Origin of the sequence: Microcoleus asticus IPMA8 (assembly GCF_013179805.1) — a bacterium.
GTDB classification, from domain to species: domain Bacteria; phylum Cyanobacteriota; class Cyanobacteriia; order Cyanobacteriales; family Microcoleaceae; genus Microcoleus; species Microcoleus asticus.
Map to the genome: position 1 here is coordinate 1 of NZ_SRRZ01000061.1, position 17,611 is coordinate 17,611.

The following is a 17,611-nucleotide window of genomic DNA, read 5'->3' on the forward strand; positions in this document are numbered from 1 at the left end:
TTCTACTTTTTGAGTTTTTGAGCAACAGCTTGCCTGACATTCAAAGGTGGCTACTTTTAGCTGCGCTCATTTTTTAGTCTAAACTACAGTTATAAACTACATAAAAATTAGTCCGAGATAACTGTAGCATATTTTGGGTTAAAGTTAAGATGCGTTTACCCTGAGTCAAAAACAAAGGCCGAGATTAGGAAGTGCGATCGCTAGCACAATTTTAAGTTTGTTTTCAGTCGTGTCATTGGTAGGAGTAGACAAAGCACAAGGCGCCGTACTCACCTACAATTTCCTAGATAATAGTAGCAATTTTTTCAAGGTGAATAACTCCTCCCTTACAGGAATAGGATATGAATCAATTGCAGTTTCCCAGGGAAGATTCTACGGTTTCACTGTGGGAAGCAAAGAATATCACGATTTGGCAGGGTTTAGAGCTGTATTTGATCGAAGGGATTTTCGCGGACTGAATGCATATGGCAGCGACTATGCGACGAGTGAATCAATCATTCCTTCAGAGGACGGAGGGCCTTTGTACATTCTGTGGAGCGCCAACGCATCTTGGTCTTATCGGTACCTACAGGACGAGTCCTAGTACGTGGACATCTGTGTTAAATGGGCATTCCGAGCGATATATGAGCATAAACGGTGGTAATTTTGAGCTAGCCGATAGAAGATTCACCCGCGATTACGAGGTTGATTACACCCTGGTGGATACCGCAGCCGAACCAGTTCCCGAACCTCTCACTGCTGGGGGCACAGCTTTAGCATTGGCAGGTTTAAGCTGGTTAAAACACAAGAAAAAAATGGCAGCTTGAGGTGCGATCGCACCTCAACAATTAATCGCTCAGCAGTCACTTTTCAGAAAATATTCGAGTTGCAAAATTTTGCGATCGATTGGGAGACAGAGCCCTGGCTTTCAAAATTGCGGCTACCAAAAACGCATAGGACAAAACTCCCACCAAGGCCAGCAAAAGTACGCTGGCGGCTCCTGACGCATTCCACAAAGCGTGAAGTGCGGAAGCACTGAAATAACCTACGCCCAAAATTTGCCAGCGCTTCCTGGGTTTGAGGGCGCTCAAACCGATAAAATATCCCAAATAACCGCTGTAAGCCATGTGTCCGGCGGCGGAACCCAAAATGCGGGGAATTAGCAACTGCAATCCTACTAATTGTCCGGCGTCGGGCCCTGCTTGCAGGGTGACATTTTGGATGACATTGGGAACGTACTGTCCCAGAGTTTCTAACAGTGTAAAGCCGACTGCGGAGGCACTTCCTAACAGAATTCCGTCTAAAGGTTCCCAAACGCCGACTCGATCGCGCCACGGGTTTTTTAGCCAATTTCCCAACAACATCGCTCCCAAAACAGGCAGGGCTTTCAGCAATTCTTCCATCAGACCCGCCCCGAAAAACATTCTGGTCAAAAAAGGCAAAAAACTGATTGCTTCGCCTTCGGCTGGCAGGCGGCCGGGCAAAATTTCTCTAAATACTAATATAAATCCAATCAATAGGGGGCTGATTACAATCAGGACTGTAGCTAAAGCCGAACCAAGCAATACCCACCACGGTTTGTGTTTGCCACACAGTTGATAGATAAAGTAGTAAGCCGCACCGGCGAGGTAAGCTGACAGCAACAAGTTGAATGCTGCAGAATTTCCAACGGCGACAAACATCGACACGACAACAATAACTGTGGCAATACCTGGATATAAGTAAGCTTTTTGGCTTAATTGTTTGCCCGTCGAGGCGATCGGGAATAATTGAGTTAAAGTGAGAGTGTCTTTTTCAGTAGCAGCAAAATTGCCACTTCTTGCTGGGAATTCAGGTTTAGTTGGGTAAGGGGTTAGGGGAGATTCAAATATGAATTCAGGGCCGTCAAGGCCGAGACTGATGCGATCGCCTGTTTCTAAAGTTTGGCAACCTTGCAGCTTTTTCCCGTTGATATAAGTTCCGTTAGCGCTGTTGAGGTCGCAAATTTCCCATCTCGTCAAAGTACCCTGAGTCAGCGGACGGATTGCGGCGTGGCGGCGGGAAACCATGCCGTGGGCGATCGACTCTAAAGTTATTTGACAATTTCGATCGCGTCCGATCGCCACCTCCCCATCTTCAGAAAGTTGGTACTTGGACGCTGGCGCTCCCGCAGCGCCTTTAGCTGGCACTTGTCGCAGAAATCCGATTTCATTTGTCATGAGTTATGAGTCATTAGTCCTCAGTCATTAGTCATTGGTCATGATCTCGCAAGCTGTTAGCTGATGTTATTTTTGGGCAGTCTTTATTCCAGAGTTATTGGTTGTTAGCTGCTGACTAATGACTAATAACTGCTGACTAATAACTGCTGACTAATGACTAATGACTAATGACTCTGCTTATAGATTGGCTCTGGCATCCTGAACGGCTGCATAGAAAAATATGCCTGTTAGCGGTACGCTGAGGGCGAGGATGATCCCGGTGACTAAATTGCCGAGTTGAGCTTCTCCAGAAGATAGCTCAAAGATGGAGCCGACTGCTGCGATCGCGGCGATACACGAAAGAGCTAACAATAAACTACTTTTAGGAGTTCCTGCCATCATACTGACTTTACTGCCTTTGGCGAAAATTTGTGCTTGACTAATTCTTCAGTCAGTGCGAGCTTGTTTTCTACTCTGTCTACAAACAGCACTCCGTTGAGGTGATCCATTTCGTGCTGAATTGCCCTCGACAGTAACTCTGTTGCTATCAGGGTTTGCGGGCGACCGTATTCGTCGCGGTAGGACACTTCAATGACTTCTGGGCGTTTGACTTCTAAATAAACTCCCGGAATGCTCAAACACCCTTCTTGCAAGATGCAGACATCGCTGCTGCTAGCCTTGATAGTGGGGTTGATCAACACCATGGGGGGTGTGGCGGGGTTTTCCGGGTCGCAGTCGAGGACGATTACTTGTTTGTTGACTCCGACTTGGGGGGCGGCCAAACCGATGCCATCGGCACTGTACATGGTTTGCAGCATTTCTCGGACTAGCTGCCGAATTTCTGCATCGACGCTTTTGACGCGCTTCGCTGGCTGCCGCAGGACGCGATCGCCTAATGTGTGTATGGTTAGGGGCGGTTTTTCTAACTTTTTCTTTTCAACCAAAACCTGAGCCGTCATAAAACCTCGCGGGATGTTTGGAAACCCCAACGAAAGCTGTTGGGGAATGAAATTGGAACCAATACTATTATTTCCAATCTTAATTATAGTTTTAAGTAGCCATGACTGGAAACGCACCAAACCAACGGCCGGTTATTTCTCTGGGCCTTTCGCCTGTTTTAGTGGCGGTAGAGCTTTTAGCTGCGATCGCGATTTTGCTGGCTGTTTTACTCATCGTACAGTTTTGGGCGGTTTTGCCCGATCGAATTCCGATTCATTTCGGCTTGGAGGGGCTGGCTGATGCTTGGGGCGACAAGGTGACGATTTGGATCGTGCCCGCGGTGGCTGCCATTATTTTTGCGGTTTTAACTGCGGTATCGCGTTATCCGCATACTTTTAATTATCCCGTACCAATTACTTCTGAGAACGCTCGCCGGCAATATCTGTTGGGGCGAGGCATTTTGGTTTGGCTGAAGGCGGAGATTTGCTGGCTGTTGGCGTTTGTGGTTCGGCAGCAAATTCTTGTCGCTTTGGGCAATGCTCAAAGGTTTAGTATCGAGGTACTTTTAGGGTTAGTTGTTTTGATGTTTGGGACGGTTGGGGTGTATTTGCTCAAGGCTTATTCTGCTCGCTAGAGGTAGGGGAAAAAACTTACCGATACCCAAACAACCAGTTTTATGGTATATTTTCTTAAACGCAGTTAATGATATATAACCGCTCAAAAATAAAGAAAATTACTTTGTAATGAGGAATTTATTTATCAAATTTTTATGAGGAGTTTAGTCCTCACTACAAACATTTTTGATGGTTGGTAATTGACTGGAGATGATAGGAATCACAGGCGAGAGGTTTGTGCTGCGGTAAACGCCTATCGACTAACCCATCAGATATGTTTGCTGATTGTTCATCGGCAATACTCGCAACCGTCGATTTTTCAAATCAGGTTCTAAGCCTAGTTCTTCCATTGGAATCACGCCCAGCAAAACAGCAGAAACGCCTTCGGGTAACTCTAAACAATCAAATCTCCCTTCTCTCCCTTCTACAATAATTTGAGCGCCTGCAAAAATTCGACCTTTTTTGATGCCAGCCGATGTTTCTACATCTCTTTCTCCTACTTGCCTTAAACTTAGTTGGCTAATAATGGGAGCTGGCAAGGAAAGCAGAGTTGCTCCGGTATCGACAACAACGTTATCCAGGGTAACAGAGCGAACTTCCTCAGCAGCAATGAATCCCCGTTCAGCCATAACTAGATCGATGAAATTAGTGACGGTGATTGTAGTGATTACTTGACCCATTTGTTTTGCTTGCAGATTGGGAAGTACCAGGGTCATAGTATGTTACCTCTTTGAGTGTAATTAGTGGATATTTCTATGGTAATACTATCTAGAATCCTCCTTGGTTAGTTAAAATCGTTTTAGTGATCGGCCAAAATTAGAATTTGCCTCAACGCATGACACCAGAAAACAACTCTTCTCAACCCAATCGCCCTGAATCGAACGTGACTGTAGAAAGTCAGAACGGTGCGAGCCCTACTGTGCCACCAGAATCAGGGACAATCGTCGCTACTGCTGAACCCGAAAAACCGGTGCCGCCGCCTCCAACTCGCAAGGTTTTATTGCCGCAGCAGCCGGAACAAACGACTCCTGAGAAGTCGGCGTCGGCGCTGACGCTGGGGTTGATCGCAGCGATGATTTTTGGGCTGGCCAATGACAACATTTGGCTGGGCTTAATTGGTGCCGTCGGTGCGATCGGCATATCGCTGCGGCTGATGTGGCCGAGTTGGGGCAAAATCTGGGCGCAGGTAATTCCGCCGACTTGGCGCACTCTGATTGTCGCCTGCTTCGGGCTTTTAGCTGGGATTGTGGGCTTGCTGATGCTCAGCGGTAGTAATACTGAACCGGGAAGCCGCAACATCCAAATCAATTGGGACGCCATCGGCGCTCTCGGCGAGTTGATCGGCGCTTTGGGCCAAATTTTAATCGCAATTTTGGGCGTTTATGTGGCTTGGCGGCAGTACGTGATCTCGAAAGATTTGACGATTCAGCAAAATCGAATTACCCAGCAGCAAACGATCGATGCTTATTTTCAAGGGGTTTCCGACTTAGCCCTTGACGAACAAGGGTTTTTGGAAGACTGGCCGCAGGAAAGGGCGATCGCAGAAGGTCGCACCGCTGCGATTATGAGCAGTGTAGATGCTGAAGGTAAAGCTAAAATTCTGCGGTTTTTGTCGCAGTCTAGATTGGTTACTCCTCTGAAGCGCGATCGGCTTTTAGGCCGCCCCATCCTTGACGGCGACGGCGGCTACGCTGAAGACAGAGATCACGGTATCCGCGTTATCGATCTCAATGTCATGTTAGCGGGTGCTGACCTGGCTGGCACCGATTTGCGGTGGACGGATTTGAGCGAAGCCAACCTCGTCCGTGCCAATCTCAGCAAGTGCGATTTAGTGAAAGCCAACCTCTCGCGCGCTGTCTTGTACGACGCCAATCTCGCTCGCGCCGACATGAGAGCCGCCGCATTGTTCTACGGCTCGGCACAAATTGCATCCCCCCGCAGCCGTACCGAATTTCCCAACTATCAAACGGGGGAACATACCGGCGCTGTGGTTGAACGTGCTGATTTCACCGCTGTCAAGCGGCTGTCGGAGGACCAGCGCTATTACTGCTGCGCTTGGTGCGGATCGAAGTCGAGAGACACTATTCCCGGTGGCTGCGAAGGGATTCCCAATAAACTCGGACGTTAAAATTAGCAGTACCGCTGTACCTACGTATATATTGGATAGGGCGATACTGTAATTTAAATCCACAGTCTTGGGTTGTTTTAGCCATAACAAATAATGATTTACGGGTAGAAGTAACTCTGCCCTTGGCGCGGGACAAAGCAGGGATGGATGGATTTTTGTCGCTGCTATGTGTGGTTTCTCAGCCGATCGTTAATTGCGATCGGGATGCAGGTAATTGCTCGTTTAGTCTGCAAGAACCCGCCCGTGTATATGATTCGACCGCCTCTGGGTTTTGTAAGCGGCTTCCTTCCCATCAGCGGCTGGGAACTGTTTTCGCACTGGGACGGTAAATGGTAGGTCGAAATCGCTAATCTAGGCTACAGGTATGCAGATGACGGGCAGCAGCATTCTGTGGCTTTTTATCCGCTGTTTCCTTTGCTGATGCGCGGGTTGAAGACTCTTATAATCCAAGTGGAATTAGCAGGATACTAATTAATAGTTGGGCATTTTGGGGGGATTATTGGTGGTTGCAAGCTGTTAGTAAAATTGCGATGATTTAGGGCGGTGGCTATTTGTGGGATTTGCGAAAAAGGCTTAGAATTACAGTCAGCTATTTGGGTTTTTACTCTTGAGCGCTACTGATAAACTCCGTTGCTCTGTAATCGTTTCACCGATACGCTTACGGCATTGTGTCGCTCTCGGAGCGCACTCGCTTTCGTGTTGAGCAGTCAGCCTCGTTGGGGATATGGTGTTATGACTTTATTTGCTACATTCCTGCTGTACCTGGCTGTTAAATTTGCTGCGTGTAGGTAGCTTAAGATAGTTCTCCATATCTTTTGCCCAAACTTAATTTATTCTATTTCCCAAGCTGCCTGAAAAAAGTCTCTTTCGCACAGCATGGCGTAGCGATAGGTTGCTTCTACTTCCGGCGTAGCTTCTGCGTAGCGATCGACCAAACTTTCCAGCCGTTTTGCTAAAATCTCAAAATCAGGGCTGCTATAGGTGGAAATCCACTCGCTAAAGGCGTGTTCCGGTATATTAGGTTTAGCTAGCTGCTGTCCCAAAAAAGCATACAACCGCAAGCAAGGAGTCATGGCGGCTGCTGTCAAACCGACACCGCTTCCCCAGGCTGTTGCTAATAAAAAATCTGTGTAGCGGCGGGTAGCGATTCCCGGTTTTGCCTCTTGCAAGTTTACCCCCCATTTGCCTGCATATCCTTGATGCAACCGAAGTTCTTCTAAAACACCGCTGCCGAGATTGTGGAGAATTTCAAACCCTTCCCAGTCTAGTGCTTTTGCCGCAGCGATACTGTAAGCGCGAGCGAATGCTCCCAGAAAAAATGCGTCTTGTGCAATGTAATATGCAAAACTATTTGAGGGCAGGCTGCCGTCAGCAATGCCTCTGACAAAGGGATGTTGCAGACAAGCTTCGCTTAAGTCTTGATTTGCTTGCCAAAGATCATTGGAATTTGTCATGCACTTTTTAATCGATGGGTTATGATTGTAATTTTTCTAGTCTGACTAAACATCTATGATAACAAATATTTTCCCTTGGCGTGCGTCATTATTATGGTGTCTTTATTTTTCTATTTAAGAAAATAGATAAGTTTTGGTAAGCTGCTATTTTGTCTGCTGCTGTTTTCGGGATCAAAGAGCGAAATTACGTGCCGAACCTCTCTCGTGAAGCAGCCAGCGTCGGGGAAAAAGAAACTTTTGATTTAAGGGTAGAAAAGCCGATTTTTAAACAGAAACTGAAATGAACGATAAACCTAAGTATTCTTTGGTAATTCCTATCTATAACGAAGAAGAAAATCTCGCTGAATTGTATCGGCGAATTAGTGCCGTGATGGATCGAATGGACGGCCCAGTAGAATTAATTTTAATCAATGATGGTAGCCGCGATCGCTCTCTAGAACTTTTGCGAAAATTGCACGAACAAGACTCGCGAATTAGTTATCTCAGTTTTGCCCGCAATTTCGGTCACCAAATAGCTGTAACTGCTGGCTTAAACTTTTCTACTGGTCAAGTTGTAGTCATCATGGACGGCGATTTGCAAGACCCGCCAGAGCTAATTATAGATATGGTAGAACAGTGGCGACAGGGCTATCAAGTTGTTTACGCTCAGCGCACTCAACGCCGTCAAGAAGGTTGGTTTAAGCGGTTGCCAGCTTATATGTATTATCGCATTTTGCGGCATCTTGCTGATGTTGATATTCCCATAGATACGGGAGATTTTTGTTTGATGGATAGGTGCGTGGTGGACGTACTCAATGCCATGCCTGAACGCAATCGCTACATTCGGGGATTGCGCGCTTGGATTGGTTTTAAGCAAACGGCAGTTAAGTTTGAACGAGATCCCCGTTTTGCTGGCGATGTTAAGTATACATTCAGCAAATCTTTCGCTTTGGCGATGAATGGGTTAGTATCTTTTTCAAAGGTTCCCCTCAGACTTTCTATTTATCTGGGGTTATTTGCTGCATTTGTATCTGTGTTAATGGCTTTTTTGGTTTTGTATTGGCGTCTTTTCTCTCCGGGTTCGGCATTAACTGGTTTGACGATTGTGATGATGGCGGTTTTCTTTTTGGGTGCGGTGCAGTTGGTTAGTATTGGGATTTTGGGCCAGTATGTGGGGCGTATTTACGAGGAGGTGAAGGGCCGCCCGCTTTATACTTTGGCAGAAGTGGCTGGTTTTGACGATCGACACCGATCGCCAAAATAATTTTAGCAAACAACAGTTAACTCATCGAGCTTAAATTATCTAATTTATGAGATAATTTAAGCACGTAAAATCTTCTCTAGACTCATGTTTAAACTTTACGAGTATTCCCCCTCGGGCAATTGCTATAAAGTTCGCTTGCTGTTAACTCAGCTCAATATTGCGTTCGATCGCACAGAAATTAATATTCTAGAAGGAAAAAGCCGCACACCTGAATTTTTGGTCAAAAATCCCAATGGCCGCATTCCGGTGTTAGAAATCGCACCGGGTAAATTTCTGTTTGAATCGAATGCAATTATGTTTTTCTTGAGCGAAGAAACTGAGTTTTTCCCCACGGATAAACTTGAACGCGCTCAAGTCATGCAGTGGTTATTTTTTGAACAGTACAGTCACGAACCTTTTATTGCTACTTCTCGTTTTTGGTATTTGATAGGGAAAGCTGAAGAATATCAGGAAGCACTTAAACAAAAACAAGCACCGGGTTATGCTGCTTTGGGGGTGATGGAACAGCATTTAGCAGAAAATGAGTTTTTTGCGGGCGATCGCTATACTATTGCTGACATCGGTTTATTTGCTTACACTCACGTTGCTGGTGAGGGCGGATTTGATTTAACCAGATTTCCAGCAATTCAAACTTGGATCGATCGCGTCAAGAATCAGCCTCGATATATCAGCATAACACAATGAAATTTAATTTAAATGAGGCTAAAAATACTATACGTCTAGAAAATTACCGTTACATTTCTCAGTTGTTCAAAGTCATAACTGCTTCGCCTTGACAAGTAAAACTGTACGCGGCTGTAAAACACTCCTTTTACATTCTCGACCGCACTAAAGTAGAACACCAATATCGCCCCCAGAACCAGTATAAAACTCAACGGCAACGGGCGAAATCCGAACAGGGTTCCTAAAGGTGTCCAGGGCATGATGATTGTAACTCCTGCGGTCGCCAGCGTTGCCATCAACAAGTATTTTCCTGGTTTACGCCTAAAATCTACCGCTTGAGATTGCTCGCTAGCCCTTTTCGCTATACCATAACTTTATGTTTTTGCGTACCGATCTATTTCGAGAGGATTTTTTGAATTTTCCTGATGCTTCCAAACTGCAAGCCCATCAAATTCGATTGGAATGGAAACATTCATGGCTTTACCAACTTTTGGTCAAACGACTTGCGAACTCTGGTAATGAAATGACAGAATATTTGCAAAATATCCCAGGGTTGATTATTGAAAACAAAACTGGCTTGGGTTTGACTGCAACATCAAATGAAAAATTGTTTGAAGAACTAATCGAAAGGATGATTGGTAAGTATATGAGTGCTAATGCTAAAAAAGGAATCACCTATCGCTGGATTCCCAATCACCTTCAGGATGCTGGTGGTCGAATTGCGCCACGTTCTTTTCTCAAGTTATTTGCCTTAGCTTAGCTGCACAAAGTCGAATATAACAGCTATCTTTTTTTGAACAAAACACATTACTTTTGCAACCCTCTGGCTTACAGGGGGCTTTAATGAATACTTCAGATGATAGAATTCGGGAATTACAGGAAGAGTATCCTTGGCTAAAATCTCTCAAGATAAGCTTAGTAAATCTGAAAGCTCCCATGCAGCAGGAAATATTTTTAGAGGCTGTAAAGTCCACCAGATGGAGTCCTGAAAAACAACCACCTGTAACTAACTCTGAAGGGATTTTGCAATATTTACTTCAACTTGCTCTGAAGGGATTTTGCAATATTTACTTCAACTTGGAATTGTAGAAAGTCGTTATGATGGACGAATTAATATGCCTGAAATCTATTTGTATGGATTTCAAGTTAAATGAAAAGGTGGGGTTAAACGTCCCAGTAGCATAAGACATGAAAATCAGGTAGAGTAGGTAAAACATAATTTTTATCCAGCCCAAAATGCCCTAGCTAAAACTCATTTGATATCTAATCCTTTAACCGATAAGTGTTGCACCTTGACAACTAAAATTTCACTCGTTGATAAAACACTCGTTTCACATTTTCAGCGACAGTAACGTACAACAGCACGATCGCCCCTAGCACCAGCACAAAACTCAACGACAACCGTTGAAATCCCAGCAGGGCTGCCAAAGGTGTCCAGGGAAGGATTATTGTCACTCCAATGGTCGCCAGCATTGCCATCAAATCGAGTGGATTTACATAACCTGACTCAATTGTGACCATTGCTCAAAACAGTTGCTTTAACTTGCACTAATGCCAAGAATTTTTCGGCAGCGTTCGAGGCTCCGCCCTCTTGCCAAAACCCTAATAATCCGCTGATAATGACGAGCGTCCCAAAATATGGCATCTGCCGCATCTTGAAGGAAAATCGATCGCACCGCAGCAAAAATTAGACAGGACTTACGCACGCTTTTTTACGTAACACCGCCATCCTGGCGGTTTCTTTACCGCCATCCTGGCGGCGTTACGGGTATTTTTGCGTAAGTCCTGTTATATTTGAACGTTCCCCAGTCCCCAGTCTGTCAGGGTTCGCGATCGCAACCCCAAGGCAAAATTTTTACAAATCTTAATGTGAATATTCGCATTTTATACGATATTATCCCTTACAATGTGGCAACCGTAAAAATTCTACAGATAAAATGCCACGAAAGCTTACCCTTGAAGGGGTAGGAATGTCAAAAGCTTAAACACAAAAAAAGAAATAATGTAGTTTTTAGTTTTTTTCAAAATGCTAAAAAAGCTATTTCGGCAAAAAATTTTTAAATTTATTTTGGGCGGTGGTGTATCAGCAATCATAAATTTGCTTGTGATTTTTTTGATAATTGACAAGCTAGGGTTTGATACACCCACCTTACGCAATATTGCTAATGTGATATCAATTGAAATTTCACTTTTAGCAAGTTTTTTTATCTATCGAATTTGGGTTTGGCCAGGAGGTTCATGGACACTTCAAGAGGTATTGTGGCGACAAATTCCCTTGTACCATCTCTCGGCTGGTACTTCCGTAATCGCTCGCATCTTCCTGCTATTTCCTTTATTAGATTGGTTAAAGATAAATTACGCAATTAATACCTTGGTAGGTGTACTATTGAGTGCATCTGTAAATTATCTGATTAGTGATCGATTCGTCTTTAAAACTCCACGTCAACAAACTCAGGAACCCACACTCTTTCCTCCAGAAATATATTATCCAGAAGGATTGGCTCCTGCAGTGGAAAATAGCTCTTCTTACTCAAGAAAAGTGCCTCACTCAGAAAAATCGACAGAAATTAAAGTTTTTTCGATTTTAATTCCAGCTCATAATGAAGAAGGTTGTATAGTCGAAACTGTTGAATCTATCACCCAATTACTAGAAAAAGAGGGAATTGATTATGAAATTCTCATAGTCAATGATAATAGTTGTGATCGCACAGAAGAATTATTGCAAAAACTCAGTTTTCAAACCAGCAAAGTGCGTTACATAAATAACTATTTTCCTAACGGCTTTGGTTTTGCTATTCGCTGCGGTTTAGAGAATTTTCAAGGAGATGCTGTAGCCATTGTTATGGCCGATAGTTCCGATTCCCCGGAAAATATTGTTGATTACTATTATCTGCTGCAAGAAGGTTACGATTGCGTGTTTGGTTCTCGATTCATCAAGGGCAGTAAAGTTGTTGATTATCCCACTCATAAGTTATTCATAAACCGGTTAGCTAATTTATTTATTCAAATCCTATTCGGATTAAAATTAAATGATACAACTAATGCCTTTAAAGGCTACCGTAGAGAGGTAATTCAAGGTATTAACCCGCTGCTATCTCATCACTTTAACTTAACTGTTGAAATTCCTCTCAAGGCAATTGTTAGGGGGTATTCATACAAAATTATTCCTATTACATGGCAAAATCGTAAAGCAGGAGTATCTAAGCTAAAAATCAAAGAAATGGGAAGCAGATATTTATTTATTGTTCTTTATATTTGGCTAGAAAAACATTTTTCTATGGGAGATTATGTTCGCAAGCAAACTCAAACAACCATCCTCAAACAAATAAAAAAATAAATAATCTATGTATAGAGTTTTACAAAGCTTTCAAAACCATCTTAACCATCAGTTATCCAAAACCACTAAACTTGACGGACGCATCTTATTGTTTGCAATTTTAATTGCATATTTTATGCCCATAGCTATTGCTACAAATTTTTTCTCTAATTACCCTGATTCATGGATTAAATTTAAATTCATATATCCATTAGTTCCAACAATGCTACCTCCCTTTGCCGATCTAAGGGTGATAACCAGTGGTGCTGAATGTATTCGCTTAGGCTATGATGTTCTCCTTGCGAATCCCTGCGATCCTTGGAAGCGTCCGATGAACTATCCACGAATTTTGTCAGTCCCTGCATCCTGGGGATTAGATCAAAGTCATACAGTTATTTTGGGAATTTTACTCGGATTGCTATTTTTTATCTTAGTCTTTGTTACTATTAAACGATTGAACTATATTGAAGCTTTGTTTTATGCACTAATTTTGTGTTCTCCTTCAGCAATGTTGGCCATAGAACGGTGTAACAACGATCTAATTATTTTTATTCTTTTATCTTTATCGTTATTAATAATGAAAAATAAAACTGCTATTTGGCGTTATTTTTCTTACATAATAATAATGTTTGCTGCCATTTTAAAACTTTACCCTATTTTTGCTTTAATAACTGCTATTAAAGAAAAAAAGCGAAATTTTAGTGTTATTTTTCTCTCTATTGTTATAGCTTTTGTAATTTATGTAGTTACAAATTTTGAAAGTATTATTCTTATTAGTAAGGCGACACCTAGAGTTACAATATTTTCTTATGGTGGAAAGGTAATATTCGATGTTATCTTTGATAAATTAGACAAATATTTTTATAGCTTTTATAATTCTCATATTCCACAATATTTTAATCAAATTAAGTTATTACTATTTTATTTGACCATAGCCTTATTTTTGTTAATATCTTATTTATTGGCTAAGCACACAGAGAATTTATTTCAAAATAACAAACTAAATATTAATCAAATTGAAGCTTTTAGGATAGGCTCTAGTATATATATCGGCACTTTCTTAATAGGTAATAATTGGGACTATAGGCTCATATTTTTACTATTTACTATTCCACAAATCTTGGTGTGGCTAAAAACTCAAGTTCAATTTGAGTCTATCTCCGGTCTAGCATTAATGGCAATTATTTTAACTACTTGGTTAAGTAATAAAAGTTTCCAAATTCACTACTTTGATGAATTGCTCAATTGGCTCTTGTTTTTATTTTTTGCTTATAGTACAATATTAACATTGCCAAACTGGTTAAAAAGTTATATATATTTTCAACCTAGAGGTTTTGACGCTAACAATGAGTGAGGTAAACAATTATGAGTAGAAGAGTGTTGATTACTGGGGGTTCAGGATTTGTAGGCAGTTCTCTTGGTTTGGGACTGGCCCAACGCCATCCCGACTGGCAAATTACGGCCTTAGATAATCTGAGGCGAAGGGGTTCAGAATTAAATTTACCCCGGCTCAAGCAAGCAGGTATTCAGTTTGTTCATGGTGATATCCGAAATCCAGAAGATTTAGATCCGGTAGTATTGCAATCAGATTTAATTTTAGAATGTTCTGCGGAACCATCTGTTTTAGCAGGATACACTTCTCCTGGTTATGTATTACAAACTAACTTAGTCGGAACCATTAACTGTTTAGAATTAGCTCGTCAAACTCACGCAGATTTTATTTTTCTGTCTACCAGTCGAATTTATCCTATTGCTTATCTTAATGCTTTAAACTTCACAGAAGCAGAAACCCGTTTTCAACTTTTAGAGCAACAATCTTTACGAGGAGCTTCTAGTCATGGTATTTCAGAGGAATTTCCCTTGGATAAAGCTCGTTCTCTCTACGGTTCAACCAAATTAGCCTCAGAATTACTAATTACTGAATATGCGGATGCCTATGGATTAAGAACTCTAATTAATCGCTGTGGCGTGTTGACTGGCCCCTGGCAAATGGGCAAAGTCGATCAAGGTATTTTTGCTTTGTGGATAGCATTTCACTACTTCCAAAAACCCTTAAAATACATCGGTTATGGAGGGACAGGTAAACAGGTCAGAGACTTTTTGCATATAGCAGATTTACTAGAATTGATAGATTTACAAATTGACAATTTAGAAAAATTAAAAGGACAAATTTTTAATGTGGGTGGTGGGGTTAACAACACGCTTTCGCTCTATGAAACAACTCAGCTTTGTCAGGAAATTACGGGACATAAAATTACGATTAATCCTATTCTAGAAAACCGCATCGGTGATATTCCTATTTTTATTACAGACTCCCGCAAAGTGATGAATGCCACTGGATGGCAACCCAAAAGAGATGCTAAGATAACTCTCACTGAAATTTATGAGTGGATTTATCAATTTGAGAAATACGTCACTGACGTTTTTAATTAAAACTGGACTTACGCATTGACAACGTAATGCTGTCATTGCGAGCGAAGCCTGCTCGGAGCAGGCTTCGCAATCTCAAAGCCTTCCTACAGCCTTAAGCCTGGGTAAGTCCTATTAGAATCAAGATAATCAGACTCTTTAACAGATTAAGCAACAGTATCAATGCGGCCGATTTGTGTTTTTGTTTGAGGCTGTTTGCGCCGTACTCGCTCAGGCTTTGTTTCGCATATTAACGGCTTAATTCTGCGGTTTAGAGTGTGTCTGCTGAAGCACCTGAGCTGTGGGTTAGCTCTGAAATATTGACTGTAAATTAATTATTTTATACCCTATTTTTATTCTTAGTCTTAATGTCCCGAACTAAAGAAGAACTTTAGGTAAGTTGATAATAAAGCTTGTTCCCTTGCCCTCTCCACTTTCAACCGCAAGTGTCCCTTGATGCGCCTCAATAATACTCTTTGCTAAAAATAATCCTAATCCCCAGCCGGTTTGCTCCTGGGCAGAAATGGTTCGACGAAATTGTTGAAATAGAATGGATTGAGCGTCTAGGGCGATCGGATTGCCTTCATTATGGATAGTAAGGCCGATCTGCGTTTCAGTTTGCTGGAGTGTGAGTGTAATCGGCGTACTAGGCTCACCGTATTTCACAGCGTTAATTGCTAAATTTTCAATCACCCGCCGTATTTCTTTACGGCTGCAAAAAGCCCAGATATCAGAATCACAGACCACAACAAACCGCTCTCCATACGCGAAGTTCAAATCTTCTACCACCTCTTGGACTAGCATCTCAAAATCGCATTCTTCAAATTCAATCTTTAAGCTCTGCCCTGCCCGCAGCCGACTCGCATCCAGCAGATTTTGAATCATCGAATCCAGCCGATTGATCGCACCCAGCATCCTCGCGGCCACATCCGTGTGGGTATCTCGTCGTTCCAGGCGCCGCAGCATCAGTTGAGTTCCCATTTTTACGACATTGATGGGATTTCTGAGGTCGTGAGTTAGCGTCACCATAAATAATTCTTGAATATCTCGCAGCGTTTCGGAGAATTGAGTGGCCGCGTCATTAACGGCTTGCTCAATGGAGCCGATAATAATGTCTCGATCCTGCACTCCTAAAGGTGCTTCTTCTTCTAAAACTTGAAATATTACTTGACGGAGGAGGTGATACTCGAAAATGAGTTGACTCATAGAGTAGTCAGCATACCCCGCCCGTTCATGCCCGTGCAGCTTGCCAATCCGGGTGCTTTCTACCTCGTCGGCTGTGATTCGGGCAGGTGTCCTGACAATTCTTTTTGAGAGTTGATCTACCAGTTGGTTTAAGTATAGAGGAAGGGAATTTTGCAGGGCAAGAGAATTTTGAGGCGTTGATGCACTGACTTCATCGCGCGCCCGCTTCTCCCACATCCGCATAATTTTTTCAGCATTTTGTTTAAGACGGTCAGACGCTTCGTTGGACATCGATTTTGATTTTCTGCATGAGTCCGTGTTGAGAGCTCATTATACAGCAATTTTGAGGTAAGTGAACTACACAGAAGCCGGGTTTCAGCAAGAAACTCGGCTTCTGGGGGGTACTTTATAAAGGTGAAATCTGCGGTAATTACTGAATTAAACCGGCAATGATATTAATACTCATCGCGACAATTGCGATCTTTTAAAGAGAAAGGAGAGAATGCTATGGAGTCAAGCTCATCGCCTCAGCGCGAAGTCATCTTTACATCTGAAACTTGACTGGTCATGCCCATAACAAAAGAAGAGTTTGCGTAAATTTTTCAGGTAAGGTCACGGTCGATAGGATTTATTGATGTTTACCTACTTATTGAAGTTTCCACGCAATTAGACCAACAAGCGCAATCAGACCTAATGCTCTCCGAAAGTAATTAACGCCTTGAAATAATTCTTCCCAAGCCCAAGTAAACAAAGACCCAAAGGCTACTAGTTCCAACGCTAAATTAATTTCGCCTGTTGGAACAATGAGCTTTAACAAACTAGCTACAATCCCGACAATCAGTGGGAGATTTGGCGGCTGAGCTATAACAATATTGCCTTCGCTGTCACGGAATGTGCGATCGAACAATGTACTTTCTGTATTTTCCATGAGTTTCTCCTGTAGATGTAATAAAAGGTATGAATTGAGTTCAATGGCTTACACAACTATTTCTTGATAACGAATGCGAGCCATAATTAGACCATTTCAAAGAAAAGATATTGATTGGCAACAACATGAGATTATAATTTATCTAGCTGTTTTGATCACATCGCTTTTGTGATTATCATTAAGTTTTAGATATTTTTTATAGTAGAATTAAAAAATTTAAATATCCTCTATCGATTGGAAGAGTTTTGATTAAAAGCAAATCTATAATTGGACATAGATAAGTGAATTATGAACAGCGATATGATTTTTTTTAAGCACATAACCGCTTTCCTTTTCGAGTAATTTCTCTAGCTTGAGTTTTTCAATACTTGTTAAATATGACATTTCACATCGATATTTATATTTAAAATTAGAAGGATGTCTAACTATGAATTATACAGAAAGTTTCTCTATAACATCCTAAATAATGATTTTTTAAGAATTGTTCCGACTTATTTTTTCCACAGAAATCTTCTGTATAATACCCCTAATCATGATGTTATACAGATTAGCTCACTGGCTATGACCTCAACTCCC

General features: G+C 42.2%; 21 protein-coding genes. 11 read left to right on the forward strand and 10 right to left on the reverse strand.

Annotated features, from left to right (window positions below; translation table 11 throughout):
- The first annotated feature begins 623 nt into the window (after nucleotides 1-623).
- A complete protein-coding gene (locus tag E5S67_RS32500) occupies nucleotides 624-806 on the forward strand; it encodes a PEP-CTERM sorting domain-containing protein (RefSeq protein WP_216670522.1) in 183 nt (60 codons plus the stop codon).
- A gap of 36 nt (nucleotides 807-842) precedes the next feature.
- Here E5S67_RS32500 and E5S67_RS16975 read toward each other — a convergent pair whose 3' ends face one another.
- The 3 genes from E5S67_RS16975 to def form a co-directional block, all read right to left on the reverse strand.
- Entirely contained in the window at nucleotides 843-2,177 is a 1,335-nt protein-coding gene (locus E5S67_RS16975; RefSeq protein ID WP_172189242.1) for a PrsW family glutamic-type intramembrane protease, read from the reverse strand.
- Between the two features lie 177 nt (nucleotides 2,178-2,354).
- A complete protein-coding gene (locus tag E5S67_RS16980; protein WP_281363548.1) occupies nucleotides 2,355-2,555 on the reverse strand; it encodes a hypothetical protein in 201 nt (66 codons plus the stop codon).
- A complete protein-coding gene (def, locus tag E5S67_RS16985; RefSeq protein WP_172189246.1) occupies nucleotides 2,555-3,115 on the reverse strand; it encodes a peptide deformylase in 561 nt (186 codons plus the stop codon). Before def ends, E5S67_RS16980 begins: the two co-directional genes overlap by 1 nt.
- A 101-nt stretch (nucleotides 3,116-3,216) precedes the next feature.
- Here def and E5S67_RS16990 point away from each other — a divergent pair, with 101 nt between their 5' ends.
- Nucleotides 3,217-3,729 carry a DUF1648 domain-containing protein gene (locus E5S67_RS16990; RefSeq protein ID WP_172189248.1) on the forward strand — a complete coding sequence of 171 codons (513 nt, stop codon included), beginning with the start codon at nucleotides 3,217-3,219 and terminating at the stop codon, nucleotides 3,727-3,729.
- Between the two features lie 240 nt (nucleotides 3,730-3,969).
- On the opposite strand, the gene E5S67_RS16995 is transcribed toward E5S67_RS16990, so the two are convergent.
- A complete protein-coding gene (locus E5S67_RS16995) occupies nucleotides 3,970-4,425 on the reverse strand; it encodes an aspartyl protease (RefSeq protein ID WP_172189250.1) in 456 nt (151 codons plus the stop codon).
- Between the two features lie 119 nt (nucleotides 4,426-4,544).
- On the opposite strand from E5S67_RS16995, the gene E5S67_RS17000 reads away from it, so the two are divergent.
- Nucleotides 4,545-5,837 carry a pentapeptide repeat-containing protein gene (locus tag E5S67_RS17000; RefSeq protein WP_172189252.1) on the forward strand — a complete coding sequence of 431 codons (1,293 nt, stop codon included), beginning with the start codon at nucleotides 4,545-4,547 and terminating at the stop codon, nucleotides 5,835-5,837.
- A gap of 147 nt (nucleotides 5,838-5,984) precedes the next feature.
- Nucleotides 5,985-6,173, forward strand: coding sequence for a hypothetical protein (locus E5S67_RS17005; RefSeq protein WP_172189254.1), 189 nt, complete (start codon nucleotides 5,985-5,987; stop codon nucleotides 6,171-6,173).
- 494 nt (nucleotides 6,174-6,667) lie between these two features.
- On the opposite strand, the gene E5S67_RS17010 is transcribed toward E5S67_RS17005, so the two are convergent.
- Nucleotides 6,668-7,291, reverse strand: coding sequence for a TenA family protein (locus tag E5S67_RS17010; protein ID WP_172189256.1), 624 nt, complete (start codon nucleotides 7,289-7,291; stop codon nucleotides 6,668-6,670).
- Between the two features lie 280 nt (nucleotides 7,292-7,571).
- Here E5S67_RS17010 and E5S67_RS17015 point away from each other — a divergent pair, with 280 nt between their 5' ends.
- Together E5S67_RS17015 and E5S67_RS17020 are read left to right on the forward strand one after the other, a co-directional pair.
- Nucleotides 7,572-8,534 carry a glycosyltransferase family 2 protein gene (locus E5S67_RS17015; RefSeq protein ID WP_172189258.1) on the forward strand — a complete coding sequence of 321 codons (963 nt, stop codon included), beginning with the start codon at nucleotides 7,572-7,574 and terminating at the stop codon, nucleotides 8,532-8,534.
- 84 nt (nucleotides 8,535-8,618) lie between these two features.
- Complete coding sequence (locus tag E5S67_RS17020) at nucleotides 8,619-9,218, forward strand: glutathione S-transferase family protein (RefSeq protein WP_172189260.1); 600 nt, start codon at nucleotides 8,619-8,621, stop codon at nucleotides 9,216-9,218.
- A 35-nt stretch (nucleotides 9,219-9,253) separates the two neighbouring features.
- Here the strand turns inward: E5S67_RS17020 and E5S67_RS17025 are convergent, their stop codons facing one another.
- Nucleotides 9,254-9,562: a cation transporting ATPase C-terminal domain-containing protein gene (locus tag E5S67_RS17025; protein ID WP_339382894.1), complete on the reverse strand. Its 309-nt coding sequence runs from the start codon at nucleotides 9,560-9,562 to the stop codon at nucleotides 9,254-9,256.
- A 47-nt stretch (nucleotides 9,563-9,609) separates the two neighbouring features.
- Between E5S67_RS17025 and E5S67_RS32505 the strand changes: the two genes are divergently transcribed.
- Together E5S67_RS32505 and E5S67_RS32510 are read left to right on the forward strand one after the other, a co-directional pair.
- The gene (locus tag E5S67_RS32505) at nucleotides 9,610-9,957 is read left to right on the forward strand and encodes a hypothetical protein (protein WP_216670523.1); all 348 of its coding nucleotides are present in this window, start codon (nucleotides 9,610-9,612) and stop codon (nucleotides 9,955-9,957) included.
- Between the two features lie 83 nt (nucleotides 9,958-10,040).
- The gene (locus E5S67_RS32510; protein WP_216670524.1) at nucleotides 10,041-10,286 is read left to right on the forward strand and encodes a hypothetical protein; all 246 of its coding nucleotides are present in this window, start codon (nucleotides 10,041-10,043) and stop codon (nucleotides 10,284-10,286) included.
- 210 nt (nucleotides 10,287-10,496) lie between these two features.
- On the opposite strand, the gene E5S67_RS17035 is transcribed toward E5S67_RS32510, so the two are convergent.
- The gene (locus E5S67_RS17035; protein WP_216670525.1) at nucleotides 10,497-10,718 is read right to left on the reverse strand and encodes a hypothetical protein; all 222 of its coding nucleotides are present in this window, start codon (nucleotides 10,716-10,718) and stop codon (nucleotides 10,497-10,499) included.
- A 505-nt stretch (nucleotides 10,719-11,223) separates the two neighbouring features.
- Between E5S67_RS17035 and E5S67_RS17040 the strand changes: the two genes are divergently transcribed.
- From E5S67_RS17040 to E5S67_RS17050, 3 genes are read left to right on the forward strand one after another with little or no spacing between them, the layout of a single operon-like run.
- Entirely contained in the window at nucleotides 11,224-12,534 is a 1,311-nt protein-coding gene (locus E5S67_RS17040; RefSeq protein ID WP_172189264.1) for a glycosyltransferase, read from the forward strand.
- 7 nt (nucleotides 12,535-12,541) lie between these two features.
- Complete coding sequence (locus E5S67_RS17045; protein ID WP_246276828.1) at nucleotides 12,542-13,867, forward strand: hypothetical protein; 1,326 nt, start codon at nucleotides 12,542-12,544, stop codon at nucleotides 13,865-13,867.
- Nucleotides 13,868-13,878: 11 nt separating this feature from the next.
- The gene (locus E5S67_RS17050; protein WP_172189266.1) at nucleotides 13,879-14,946 is read left to right on the forward strand and encodes an NAD-dependent epimerase/dehydratase family protein; all 1,068 of its coding nucleotides are present in this window, start codon (nucleotides 13,879-13,881) and stop codon (nucleotides 14,944-14,946) included.
- A 91-nt stretch (nucleotides 14,947-15,037) separates the two neighbouring features.
- Here the strand turns inward: E5S67_RS17050 and E5S67_RS34780 are convergent, their stop codons facing one another.
- The 3 genes from E5S67_RS34780 to E5S67_RS17065 all read right to left on the reverse strand — a co-directional run bounded on the left by E5S67_RS34780 (nucleotide 15,038) and on the right by E5S67_RS17065 (nucleotide 17,035).
- The gene (locus E5S67_RS34780; RefSeq protein WP_216670528.1) at nucleotides 15,038-15,157 is read right to left on the reverse strand and encodes a cation-transporting P-type ATPase; all 120 of its coding nucleotides are present in this window, start codon (nucleotides 15,155-15,157) and stop codon (nucleotides 15,038-15,040) included.
- A 143-nt stretch (nucleotides 15,158-15,300) separates the two neighbouring features.
- Nucleotides 15,301-16,398 carry a sensor histidine kinase gene (locus tag E5S67_RS17060; RefSeq protein ID WP_172189268.1) on the reverse strand — a complete coding sequence of 366 codons (1,098 nt, stop codon included), beginning with the start codon at nucleotides 16,396-16,398 and terminating at the stop codon, nucleotides 15,301-15,303.
- A 355-nt stretch (nucleotides 16,399-16,753) separates the two neighbouring features.
- On the reverse strand, nucleotides 16,754-17,035 hold the full coding sequence (locus tag E5S67_RS17065) for a hypothetical protein (protein ID WP_172189270.1): 282 nt from the start codon (nucleotides 17,033-17,035) through the stop codon (nucleotides 16,754-16,756).
- Nucleotides 17,036-17,611: the final 576 nt, after the last annotated feature.